This is a genomic window from Thiovibrio frasassiensis (assembly GCF_029607905.1).
Classification (GTDB): domain Bacteria; phylum Desulfobacterota; class Desulfobulbia; order Desulfobulbales; family Desulfurivibrionaceae; genus Thiovibrio; species Thiovibrio frasassiensis.
The window spans coordinates 650,229-662,141 of sequence record NZ_JAPHEH010000001.1; the positions used below are offsets into that span (position 1 = coordinate 650,229).

Sequence of the window (11,913 nt, forward strand, 5' to 3'; positions counted from 1 at the left end):
GATTCTCCCTTTGCTGATTTTTTCTGCTGCCGGTTTCATCTCAAGGCTCACTTTCATCCCCCTCTCTACAGGCTCGGCCACTCTCTCCGATGCCGATGAGCGGATTGGCGGAAAAAACAAAAACCGTATAGCCATCGTGGGTAAAGACCTCGGCAGGCTGAGGCAGGGAAAGTCTTTCACTGCCGTCTTTCCAGTTCTCCAGCTTGTCATTGGACACCAGGAAAAAGACCTTGCCGTCGGCATATCCCTTTTCGTACCACCGATCGCTTGAGAGCCAGACACAGAGACCGACCCCGCGCCAATCGATGTCGATGGGCCGGATGCGCACCGTGCCCTTGCTGAGTACGGTATACACGTGGGAATCCCAGTAGGGGGCATAGCCGTGGGAAAGCCCGCGGCTCTTCAAGGCGGCGATCAGGTCGGCCTGTCCCTTTGCCGTCTCCCGCCAACCCTCGGGGGAAATGTTTTTCCAGGACCCCCCGATTGCGAGCACAAGGGTCACAACCAGCACACCCTTGGCAACCTGGGGAAAGAAGCGCCAGACCACCACCGGGCAGACCAGTATCATCATCAGATAGGGGATGATGTAACGGATATTGTTTCTGGCGGCAAAAGCCCCGTCATGCAGAGTGCTCACCGAATACAAAAAAAAGATCAAGCCAAAGCCAAGGTAGGAGAGAAGGAGAAAATATCTTTGCCCCCGCTCCAAGCGGAGAATATTCTTCCAGCCATAACAGGCAGGCAGAACCAACGCCACAGGATAGAACCCCAGTTTCAATAGGGAAAACACCCCTTCCGCCGAGGCCAGAACCACCTTATCCCCCCACTCCGCCCCGATAAAATTCAGAAACCCGAGCAGCGAATAGGCGACATGAAACAGCAACTGCTGAACCGGAACCAGCAACGCTTGATTGGCGCCACCGGCATGGTTCAGTCGCGCCAGCAGGAAATCGTGGGAAAAAGCCCCCAGCAGGAGTGCCGCGAGAACGGCGGCCGCGGGGATGATCTTGGGGAAAAACCTTGCCCTGCAACCATCTGCGCCACCCGCAAGCAATGCCTGCCGCTCCGCATAGAGCAACACCAGAAAAGCGCCGAAAAACGGCGCGATGTAATAGACCAGAAACCGTACCGGGTTTTCGATCACCACCAGATAGACAAGCACAAGCAGAAGCGCAAACAGAGCCTGGCGCGAGATTCTTCCCGAATCCGGCCTGGCGGCCTGGAGCGGAAGCAGCAAAAAAGAGAGGATAAAGGCAAAGTACCAGGTGTAGGCAGCCTCGCCGTAAACCTCCCGCAGATACATGGGGGAATATCCCAGGCCAACAACGACACACCCCATCAGCGCCGCTGTCTTTGAGAGCCCCAGATTTCGGAGGAGCAGAGCGAGCACCGTCATGGTGACCAAAACCACCAGGAAAACGGAAACCCCATGGGCAAAAAAGCTATTTTCTCCAGCCATGACCCATGGGATCAGGAGCAGGTGCTTGTAAAACACCCAGAGGTCATTGTTGACATACCACCAGGTTTTCGGGAAAAAATCCCCGGCCCGGACGATTTCTTCCGCCAGGATATTGGCGATGGCCGCGTCGGAGTTGAAAAAAGCCTGGTACGAACAGAAAATGTAGAAGGCAAGTGCACCAATGGTGGTCGCGAGCAGAAGCGCGGCGCCACGGAAAAGCCATTTCTGCATGGAGTTGGTCGGCAAGGTAGTCACTGCGCTTTCAGGTCCATTGTCGGCAGGAGGAGAACAGGGTAAGCCCATTGAGAGATTTAAGGGAAAGAGACACCGACCGTCACCTGCTTTGGCAGCGGCGCTGTATCCCTCGGAAAACCATCTGCCACAGGCTGGATCATCCTGAAATAATACAAAAAATTCGTATTCACTGTCAAGGGGAATCAGCAGCCGCCGATACCACGGAACGCCTCTTAATCCCACGGAGGACAGAGAACAAGCAAAAAAACCATCCGGCTGAATCCAGATGCCCCTTGAAGCAGATCGGGCCGCCAAGGTTCTTCCCGTTCAGGGATACCCCTGGCGCACCGCAGCCACCTGTGCCGCGCCCCTCCTCCTCCCAAAAAACACCCATATCCGTATCGTTATCTGCGACTGCCATTGTTATTTTCTGCCATCTGCAGTATAGTACGCGGTTTACAATAGCCAGCGCCCATCTTCTCCGCACAGGACGCCGGAAACGCACCACGCTTTCTTCATTAAACCCAAGGAAATATCATGATCAGCGCAGTCAATATCGCCCTCTCCTACGGGAAGCGGATTATCTTCAAGGACGTCAACATCAAGTTCACCCCCGGCAACTGTTACGGCCTCATCGGCGCCAACGGCTCCGGCAAATCCACCTTCCTCAAGATTCTCGCCGGGGAAAAAGAGGCGGACAAGGGCGAGATCGTGGTCGGCCCCAAGGAGCGGATCGCCATGCTGCGCCAGGATCATTTCGCCTTTGACGAAGAAACCGTGTTCGATACGGTGGTCATGGGGCATAAGCAGCTCTATGCCCTGATGCACGAACGGGAGGCGCTCTACGCCAAGGCCGAACTCAGCGAGGCGGACGGCATCCGGGCCGGAGACATTGAGGCGGAGTTTGCCGAGATGAACGGCTACGAGGTGGAATCCGAGGCGGCCGTTCTCTTAAAGGGCCTCGGCATCCCCGAGGAGTTCCGCGAAAAAAAGATGAAAGAGCTGGAAGGCGGCGACAAGGTGCGGGTCCTCCTCGCCCAGGCGTTATTCGGCAACCCGGACATCCTGCTGCTGGACGAGCCCACCAACCATCTGGATCTCAAATCCATCACCTGGCTGGAGGATTTCCTCTTCCGCTTCCAGAACACGGTGATCATCGTCTCCCATGACCGACATTTCCTCAACCAGTCGTGTACCCATATCGCGGACATCGACTTTGGCGAGATCCGGGTTTACGTGGGCAACTACGATTTCTGGTACCAGGCCAGCCAGCTCTTCTTCAAACAGAAGCAAGACGACAACAAGAAGACCGCAGCCAAGGCCAAGGAGCTCACCGACTTCATCCAGCGCTTTTCCTCCAACGCCTCCAAGGCCAAGCAGGCCACCTCGCGCAAGAAGCTGCTGGACAAGCTCACCATCGAGGACATGCCCGCCTCGTCGCGCAAATACCCCTTCGTGGTTTTCAAGCCCGAGCGGCCCTGCGGCGACATCATCCTGGAGGTTACCGGGCTGGGCAAGGAGATCGACGGGGTCACGGTCTTAAACGATTTCGACCTCACGGTGCACAAGGAAGACAAGATCGCCTTCATCGGCCTCAACTCCGTGGCCAAGACCACTCTTTTTGAGATCCTCACCGAGGCGATGACCCCGGATCGCGGCACCTTCCGCTGGGGGATCACCATGTCCACCGCCTACTTCCCCAAGGAAAACAGCTCCTTTTTCGAAAAGGATATAACCCTGGTGGATTGGCTGAGCCAGTACACCCCGCCCAGCGAGGGGGAAAGCTTTGCCCGGGGCTTCCTGGGCAAGATGCTCTTCTCCGGGGAAGAGGCGTTAAAAAAGACCTCCGTCCTCTCGGGCGGCGAGCGGGTGCGCTGCATGCTTTCGAGAATGATGCTCACCGGGGCCAACGCCCTGATCCTGGACGAGCCCACCAACCATCTGGACCTGGAATCGATCACCGCCTTAAACAACGGCCTCATCGCCTTCCCGGAGGTGATCCTTTTTGCTTCCCACGACCATCAGATGGTCGCCTCCACCGCCAACCGGATCATCGAGATCCTGCCCGGCGGGATTATTGACAAGCGGATGCCGTTTGATGATTATCTGGAGGATGCGGAGGTGATGGCGCTGCGGGAATCGCTGTGTAATGGAGAGGTGGCGTTGAGTCTCTAGCAGGGAACCTGCTGTAACAGTTTTCTCTGGTTACTGTGCAATCTCAGCAATGAGATACGCATTGTTGTTCTGTTCATTTCTTTGCGTGCCCAAAGAAACGAACCAAAGAAAGGGCACCCTGTGTCTCTTGTCCCGCCTTTGGCGGGATGCCCGGCGCTCCTCGATGCTGCCGGGGCTTTGCAAACTCGCTTCGCTCAAACAGTGCAAATCCCCTTTTCGGCAGCCTCTCCGGTGCTCGGCTGCGTGCCAATGGGAATTTAACTACAGCAGGGAAAAAACTCTAATGCACCGCAACCACCGCTCACCCTGAGCCTGTCGGAGGGCCTTTTACGAAGCCCTATTTCCCTGCGTCTAGAACCGCATCGCGGGCAAGTTGACTAATAAGCTCCCAATCCCCCCGCGCCACCGCCTCGGCCGGCGCCACCCAGGAACCACCCACACAGGCCACATTCCCTAATGCCAGATAGTCGCGGTAATTTTCCACACTGATCCCGCCGGTCGGGCAAAAAGTCACCTTGGGAAACGGCCCGGCAATGGCCTTGAGCATGGGGATGCCGCCCGCCGCTTCGGCGGGGAAAAACTTAAAATGATCATAACGCCATTGCAACCCGACCATCAGTTCGGAAACCGTGGCAATGCCGGGAATCAGGGCAATAGACCCTCGATTGGCCGCATCCAGCAGCTCCGGAGTAAGCCCCGGGCTGATGGCAAAAACTGCGCCGGCCTCGCTCACCGCCACAAGATCCTCCGCGTTGGTCACCGTCCCGGCCCCCACCACCGCCTCGGGCACTTGCCGAGCAATCTCCCGGATAGCCGCAACAGCAACAGGGGTGCGCAGGGTAATCTCCAGCACCCTGATCCCGCCCGCCACCAGGGCACGGGCCAAGGGCACGGCATGGGCAAGATCCTTGATCACCATGACCGGCACCACCGGCCCTTGAGCAAAAACCTCGCCGGGCTGCATCTTCCATTTCCTTGTCAGCGCCATCCTTAAATTACCTCACAAAATGTCGTCACACCGGTGCTCTTTCCAGTCCGGTTGATTGGAGGATTAGATTTCTCCCCACTCTTTTGATTCATAGTTCTTCCCGGATAATCGTTCGAACTCTCGAGTGAATTCATGGATCGTGGCAAACAATTCTTCATCGCCAAAAGCTTTAGCGATAAAGCTGAATGCGATGATGCTTCGATAAAAGTAGTTCCAAAGATCAGCCTGGTGTTCAAGATGACGCGATGTTCCTCTCATCCCTCGAACATGGAACCTTGCGGGACTCCCGCCGTACATATCCATAATCTGCGGTGATGCTGCGTGAATATATCCAGAATACGCTTTGCTTAATGTGCGAGCGAGTTCTACCCCACGACTGGAATCCATGGGGGTGCCCTCCATTCGGGCGATATACGCGCGAATTTTCTTCCGCGGGACCATTGGCCTCTTTTGTGTGGATGCAACAGCCGACGCTGCATCGAATTCTTCTTCGAAAAACGAATCAAGGTAAGCCTGTTGCAGAAGCGTCTTATCGTTGAAAATCACTGTATAGGCAAGGAACATCACGTCCTCATCCATTTCATCGAGAATGCGCTGAAGTGATGCCTGCTCTTGTACAAAACCATGATTCATTAGAAGGCGAGCTGCCTGCAAAGTGCTTACGATCCGCGCCGACTTCTGCACCAATGCTTGATGTATCGACTTTTCGATATGCCGGTAGACAAACCCGTCTTTGTATGGCACCCGCACTGGTTGTGGGACTCGCTGGGCCAACATATGCACGGTACGCTCCATATTTAAAAGCGTTTGGTCATAGAGTTTATCCATGTGCTGATCGAAACCTAAACATTGATTACAATTAAAAACGGGACGCCCATGATTTCATGCATTCCCCTCTGAGCAGCGGGGAAAATGGGGCCAGACTTACGCTGCGGCAACCCTTTTTTCCGGCTGGATGGTCATTTTCAGCCCCATGCCGTGCAGGATGGCCAGAAGATTCGACAGAGCAGGATTGCCCCGGAGCGAAAGCGCCCGGTAGAGGCTTTCCCGCGGCACCTGGGCTTTTTCCGCGACCAAGGCCATCCCTCCCTGGGCTTGGGCTATCCGGCGCAAGGCCAGCAGCATGGTGTCTTTATCCCCCTCTTCAATGGAGGCCGTAAGGTATTCGGCGGCATTGTCAGGGTCTTTCAGCCATTCACTCAAGTCTTTTTCGTAATGCGTCATTTCTCTCATGATATTCTCTCCCGGTGACTGGCCCAGTATGATTTTGCCGTCTCGATATCCTTGGTCTGGGTTGACTTGTCACCACCAAGGAGCAGCAGGACAACGGTCTTACCGCTGATGGCATAGTAAACGCGATACCCAGGACCATGATCGATCTTCAACTCGAACACGCCATTGCCGACGCTTTTGCAGAAGCCAAAATTCCCGAGTTCCACCCGGTCAAGACGAACGGTAATCCGGGCAAAGGCTGCACGATCACGAAGCCCGTAAAGCCAGTCCCGGAAAGGTTCTTTCCCCTTCTCGTCGGCATAGTACTCAAGACAGTATGTCGTTTCCGGCATGGCTTATTGTAGATTATATGTTACAATATGTCAATCTTACAGAACGAGACATCCATCACCCCCTACTCATCCACCCCAAAATTCACCTTACACTTCTCCCGCACATAGGTGAACAACGAGCTCGCCCCTTCCTCAGCCCCCAGCATATCACTGCGCAGGGCGGCAAAGATCTGTCTCCCCACCCCGTACCGCTGCTCGTCAAGCTCGGCCTCGGCATACTCCCGCTTGGCTAGCTCCGCCTCATCCACCAGCAATTCCAGGCTTCCTGCCCCCACATCGATGCGGATCAAATCCCCGTCCCGCACCTTGGCCAACATCCCACCGCACAAGGCCTCCGGCGTCACGTGGATGGCGGCCGGCACCTTGCCGGATGCGCCGGAAAGTCTGCCGTCGGTGACCATGGCCACCCGGAAGCCCCGGTCCATAATGACGGAGAGCGGGGTGATCAGCTTGTGCAGCTCGGGCATGCCGGTAGCCTGCGGACCCTGAAAGCGGATGACCGCCACCAAATCCCGGTCCAGCTTGCCTGCGTGAAAGGCCTCGGCCAGTGCCGTCTGGGTGTGGAAGACCATGGCCGGGGCCTCGATGCAGGTTGCGTCGCCATCTGCCAAGGCGGAGACCTTGATCACCGCCCTGCCGAGGTTGCCGTCCAGCACCTTGAGTCCGCCGGTGGGGGAAAACGGTTGGGCCAGCGAGGCAATGACCTCGGGCACCCGAGAGGACTTCGGCCTCTCGGACCATTGGGCCTTACCCGCCACCAGAGTAGGACGCTGGGTGTACCGCTCCAACCCTTCCCCGGCCACGGTCATTACCTCGTTGTGGAGAAAACCGCCGCCCAGCAGCTCGGAAATCAGCACCGCCATACCGCCCGCAGCCTGAAAGCTGTTGATATCGCCGGGACCGTTGGGGTAGATCCGCACCAGCATAGGAACCGCTTCGGAGAGCTCGGAAAAATCATCCCAGTTGATGCGGATGCCTGCGGCTCGGGCAATGGCCACCAGATGCATGGTCTGATTGGTGGAGCCGCCGGTGGCCAGCAAGCCGACGATGCCGTTGACCACCGATTGTTCGCTGACCACCCGGCACAGGGGAGTATAGTTTTCGCCCAGATGGGTCAGCTCGCAGACCCTGGCCGAGGCCGCATTGGTCAAGGCTTCGCGCAGGGGATCGTCCGGATTGACAAAGGAGGCGCCGGGCAGGTGCAAGCCCATAATCTCGGCGATCAACTGGTTGCTGTTGGCCGTGCCGTAGAAGGTGCAGGTCCCACCCCCGTGGTAGGAGGCGCACTCCACCGCCAGCATCTCTTCCTTGCTGATCTTGCCCTGGGCGAACTGCTCCCGGGCCCGGGCCTTTTCCCGGTTGGAGAGCCCGGTGCGCATGGGTCCGCCCGGCACCAGGATCATGGGGAGATAACCGAACTGCAGCGCCCCCATCAAGAGACCGGGCATGATCTTGTCGCAGATCCCCAGGAGCAGAGCCCCATCGAAGACGTTGTGGGACAACCCGATCACCGTGGACATGGCGATGACGTCCCGGCTGATCAGGCTGAGATCCATGCCCGGCTCGCCCTGCGTGACCCCATCGCACATGGCGGGCACCCCGGCCGCCACCTGGGCCGTGCCGCCCGCCGTTGCCACCGCCTTCTTGATCTGGGCCGGATAGTGCTCGTAGGTGTGATGGGCCGAGAGCATGTCGTTGTAGGAAGTGATGATCGCGATATTGGGCGCCTGTCCACCGCGCAGGGCCTGGCATTCCCCGCCCCGGCAGACCGCCAGATCATGGGCGAGATTGCTGCTGGCCAGCCGGTGCCGGAAGGGCCCGGTCACCTGGGCCGCCTCCATGTTGCGCAGATAGCTTTCCCGATGAGGACAACTGCGTTCGATAATCCGCTGGGTTACTTTTTCGACCGTACTGTTCATGACTACTTCCTTATTTTATGGAGACCAGAAAACCGTAACCGGCGAAAACGTCTGGCGCAGTATGGCCCGGATGGGCATCTCACCCACCGGCCCCTCGGCCAGCGCCTTTTCGTACACTATGCGCTTATCCGAGCCGACAATATGGAGGATGATCTCCCGGCTCTGCAACAGGGTGGGCAGGGTGAGGGTCATCCGCTCATGGGGTGCTGCGGGAGGGGTGATGGCCATACAGAGTTGACCGGAATCCAGAGCAAGGGCCTTTTTCAACCGCGCAGCCTGGGGAAAGAGCGAGGCGGTATGTCCGTCGTTACCCATCCCCAGAACCAGGGCATCAAAAGGGCGCGGCACCCCGGCCAGCCTTTCCGCACAGTCATTTTCACCTTCGGCTGCGGTAAGCGCCTCGGTTTTAAGCCCCACGAAACGGGCCAAGGCCGCCCGGTTTTGCAGGAGATACCGCCGCACCAGCTGCTCGTTGCTGGCCGCATCGCTTGGCTCCACCCAACGCTCGTCCGCCAGGGTGACCACCACCTCTTCCCAATCAAGGTGCTTTTCCGAAAGGGCCGCGAAAAACGGTAGCGGGGTGGAACCGCCGGACACCACCAGGCTCGCCCTGTCCCGCGCCCTGATCCCAACCCGCAGCAGCTCGGCAACCCGATCCGCCAGCGCCGCCACCAGGGCGGAAGAATCCTTAAACTCTTTAAATTCAGGCATAATCTGCTCCATTATTCATAATAAACGCTCAGCAGCGCCGCTTTGCTGCTGATGCAGGTGCGAGGAAAAGGTCTGCGAAGTGTGCTATTGCACATGAGCAGACCGATGACAGCTAAGCGAGCGCCGCGAGACTGCGCGCAGCTGCGTTGCTGCTGAGCGTTTATTCGTCCCAGGCCCGGCCATCGCGTGCCATCAACGCCACCGAGGCCACCGGCCCCCAGGTCCCTGCCGGATAGGGCATGGGCGCGTCGTTGCTGGTGCGCCAGGCATCCTGAATGGAATCGATCCAGGTCCAGGCCTGCTCCACCTCGTCGCGCCGGATAAACAGGGACTGGCTTCCCTCGAGAGCGGAGAGGAGCAACCGCTCGTAGGCATCGGCAACATGCGCCGACTCGAAGGCCTCGGAAAAGCTCAGGTCGAGGGTGGTCCGCTGCAGCTTGACCCCCGAACCGATGCCCGGAACCTTGTTCAGCATCTCGATCTCCACCCCCTCGTTGGGCTGGAGACGGATGATCAGCTTGTTGGAGGGGAGATTTTTGTAGCTTTCCCGGAAGATGTTATGGGGCAGCCGTTTGAAATAGATGACCACCTCGGAGAGCTTCTTGGTCATGCGTTTGCCGGTGCGCAGATAAAACGGCACCCCGGCCCAGCGCCAGTTGTCGATATCCACCCGCAGGGCGACAAAGGTCTCGGTAAAACTCCGGGGGTTGCCCGCCTCCTCCTCATGGTAGCCCGGCACCGGCCCGCCTTTGAGAAAGCCGGCGGCGTACTGGCCCCGAACGGTTTTCTCCTCGATATTGTCCTTGGTGATGGGGCGTAACGCCTTCAGCACCTTGAGCTTTTCGTTGCGGATGCTCTCGCTGCCCAGGGTGACCGGCGGCTCCATGGCCACCAGGGAGAGGATCTGCAGGAGATGGTTCTGCACCATGTCGCGGAGCTGGCCGGATTTGTCGAAATATCCCCAGCGGCCCTCGATCCCCACCTCCTCGGCCACGGTAATCTGCACATGGTCGATGGTGGTGTTGTCCCAGTTGGTGGTAAAGATGGAGTTGGCGAAGCGCAGCGCCACCAGATTGAGCACTGTTTCCTTGCCCAGGTAATGATCGATCCGGTAGACCTGTTCTTCCTTGAAGAATTGAGCCACCGCGTCGTTGATCACCTTTGAGGAGGCCAAATCGGTGCCCAGCGGCTTTTCCAGGACCACCCGGGTCTGGGGGGTGACCAAGCCGGCCTGGGCCAAGCCCCGGCAAATGTCGCCATAGATGGAGGGGGGAACAGCGCAGTAGTTGACCATGACCCGCTTGACCGGATCGATAATCTCGCGGAGCTTGCTGTACTGGTCATGGCTGGCAAGATCGAGGCAGACATACCGCAGCCGCCCGGCAAACCGCTCCCAGACCTGCGCGTCCACCGGTTCCTTCATAAAGGTGGTCAGACTTTCCCTGGCCAGGGCGAGATACTCGTCAAGGGCCATCTCCCGACGAGCCACCCCGACAATCCGCAGGTCCGGCTCAAGAAGACCCGCCTTGTCCAGCTGGTAGAGCGAAGGCACCAATTTGCGGGTGGCCAGATCGCCATGGGCGCCGAAGACGACAAAATCACATGGTTGCATTTGTTTTTCTCCCGAACTTCGCTGCCCTTTGCCGGGACATACCCCGGTGCGTACATCCCGTTTCTCTTAAAAGGCTACGGCTGTTTCAAAAATGAAGTCAAGGAAAATATGGGCCCCTCACCACCGCCGAACCAGACACTCCGACAGGCGGGCGGCCCATTGATCAGCCCTTCCGCCGCTTCGGGCAGCCAGACCCCTTCCTCGCCCATGTTGCGCAACAGGGGCAGGGACACAATGCCCGGATCCCGGCTTTCATAAAAACCAAGGCGAATCTCCTGAAGATAGGCCGATTCCGGACCCGGCTCTTTTTTAAAAGGAGAGTGCACGCCCGCTTGCTTCCCGATAAACGGGAAATTGATCGCGCCGCCGCTCGTGCCCTTGGCAAAATTCAGCCACACAGGGCGGGTCGCCAGGGGGTTGGCAGGGTGTTCCTTGATTTGCAGAATCTTCAGCCGGGACTTGAGTTGCTGCCCCGCGGACGGCAGGAAAAACCGGGAGGGGATAAGGAGGGTCTGGGCAAAGAGGACCGCCCCGATAAAGAAAAGCTATCGGTCTGATGGAGGGGGCGATTGGTGCCGGAGGAATAAAAATCCTTCCCAAACCAGCGACGGTTCTCGTATATAGACTCATGCACACCAACGACCCACGCCCCGGCTTTGCCCAGCGGATGACCAAGGAAGAAATCAACACCTGCCCCATACGAAGATGGGAGGGTGCGGTCCATGTGGTCCGCACCGCCGCGGAGGTAAGCCAGGCTGTCCGCGCCCTGGCGGAGGAAAGCCTCCTCGGCTTTGACACGGAAACCCGGCCCGCCTATAGCAAGGGGGAATGCTACCTCCCCTCGCTCCTGCAGCTGGCGGGGGAAAGCGCGGTCTACCTCTTTCAGCTGAAACATCTCGGCTTGCCCGGTCCCCTGCGCGAAATCCTGGCCGATCCCAAGATGATCAAGGCAGGGGTTTCCCTGGCCTATGATCTGCAGGAACTGCACAAGCTGGCCCGCTTCGAGCCCGCCGGCTTTGTCGACCTTGGCACACTCGCCAAGGAGGCCGAGATAAAAAACCACGGTTTGCGGGGATTGGCCGCGGTCTTACTGGGCTTTCGCATCGCCAAGGGCGCCCAGACCACAAACTGGGCCAGGGATGTTCTCGCTCCGGCCCAGATCCAGTACGCCGCCACCGATGCCTGGGTAGGCCGGGAGCTGTATTTGAGATTACGGCAGGAAGGTGGGAATTCCAGCCGGTGAAGTCCTC

General features: G+C 58.2%; 11 protein-coding genes. 2 read left to right on the top strand and 9 right to left on the bottom strand.

Annotation, left to right across the window (positions count from 1 at the left end; translation table 11 throughout):
* Nucleotides 1–40 precede the first annotated feature (40 nt).
* Complete coding sequence (locus tag OLX77_RS03055) at nucleotides 41–1,714, bottom strand: hypothetical protein (RefSeq protein WP_307632113.1); 1,674 nt, start codon at nucleotides 1,712–1,714, stop codon at nucleotides 41–43.
* 516 nt (nucleotides 1,715–2,230) lie between these two features.
* On the opposite strand from OLX77_RS03055, the gene OLX77_RS03060 reads away from it, so the two are divergent.
* The gene (locus OLX77_RS03060; RefSeq protein WP_307632114.1) at nucleotides 2,231–3,868 is read left to right on the top strand and encodes an ABC-F family ATP-binding cassette domain-containing protein; all 1,638 of its coding nucleotides are present in this window, start codon (nucleotides 2,231–2,233) and stop codon (nucleotides 3,866–3,868) included.
* A gap of 337 nt (nucleotides 3,869–4,205) precedes the next feature.
* Here OLX77_RS03060 and OLX77_RS03065 read toward each other — a convergent pair whose 3' ends face one another.
* The 8 genes from OLX77_RS03065 to OLX77_RS03100 all read right to left on the bottom strand — a co-directional run bounded on the left by OLX77_RS03065 (nucleotide 4,206) and on the right by OLX77_RS03100 (nucleotide 11,061).
* Nucleotides 4,206–4,850, bottom strand: coding sequence for a bifunctional 4-hydroxy-2-oxoglutarate aldolase/2-dehydro-3-deoxy-phosphogluconate aldolase (locus OLX77_RS03065; RefSeq protein WP_371877486.1), 645 nt, complete (start codon nucleotides 4,848–4,850; stop codon nucleotides 4,206–4,208).
* Between the two features lie 69 nt (nucleotides 4,851–4,919).
* Nucleotides 4,920–5,684, bottom strand: coding sequence for a hypothetical protein (locus OLX77_RS03070; protein ID WP_307632116.1), 765 nt, complete (start codon nucleotides 5,682–5,684; stop codon nucleotides 4,920–4,922).
* 96 nt (nucleotides 5,685–5,780) lie between these two features.
* The gene (locus OLX77_RS03075; protein WP_307632117.1) at nucleotides 5,781–6,089 is read right to left on the bottom strand and encodes an addiction module antidote protein; all 309 of its coding nucleotides are present in this window, start codon (nucleotides 6,087–6,089) and stop codon (nucleotides 5,781–5,783) included.
* Nucleotides 6,086–6,421 carry a type II toxin-antitoxin system RelE/ParE family toxin gene (locus OLX77_RS03080; RefSeq protein ID WP_307632118.1) on the bottom strand — a complete coding sequence of 112 codons (336 nt, stop codon included), beginning with the start codon at nucleotides 6,419–6,421 and terminating at the stop codon, nucleotides 6,086–6,088. The genes OLX77_RS03075 and OLX77_RS03080 overlap by 4 nt, the downstream gene beginning before the upstream one ends.
* Before the next feature lie 62 nt (nucleotides 6,422–6,483).
* Nucleotides 6,484–8,340: a phosphogluconate dehydratase gene (gene edd, locus OLX77_RS03085; RefSeq protein ID WP_307632119.1), complete on the bottom strand. Its 1,857-nt coding sequence runs from the start codon at nucleotides 8,338–8,340 to the stop codon at nucleotides 6,484–6,486.
* A gap of 15 nt (nucleotides 8,341–8,355) precedes the next feature.
* On the bottom strand, nucleotides 8,356–9,051 hold the full coding sequence (gene pgl, locus OLX77_RS03090; protein WP_307632120.1) for a 6-phosphogluconolactonase: 696 nt from the start codon (nucleotides 9,049–9,051) through the stop codon (nucleotides 8,356–8,358).
* Nucleotides 9,052–9,211: 160 nt separating this feature from the next.
* Nucleotides 9,212–10,663, bottom strand: coding sequence for a glucose-6-phosphate dehydrogenase (zwf, locus tag OLX77_RS03095; protein WP_307632121.1), 1,452 nt, complete (start codon nucleotides 10,661–10,663; stop codon nucleotides 9,212–9,214).
* Nucleotides 10,664–10,737: 74 nt separating this feature from the next.
* Nucleotides 10,738–11,061, bottom strand: coding sequence for a hypothetical protein (locus OLX77_RS03100; RefSeq protein WP_307632122.1), 324 nt, complete (start codon nucleotides 11,059–11,061; stop codon nucleotides 10,738–10,740).
* 230 nt (nucleotides 11,062–11,291) lie between these two features.
* On the opposite strand from OLX77_RS03100, the gene OLX77_RS03105 reads away from it, so the two are divergent.
* Nucleotides 11,292–11,906 carry a 3'-5' exonuclease gene (locus OLX77_RS03105; protein ID WP_307632123.1) on the top strand — a complete coding sequence of 205 codons (615 nt, stop codon included), beginning with the start codon at nucleotides 11,292–11,294 and terminating at the stop codon, nucleotides 11,904–11,906.
* Nucleotides 11,907–11,913: the final 7 nt, after the last annotated feature.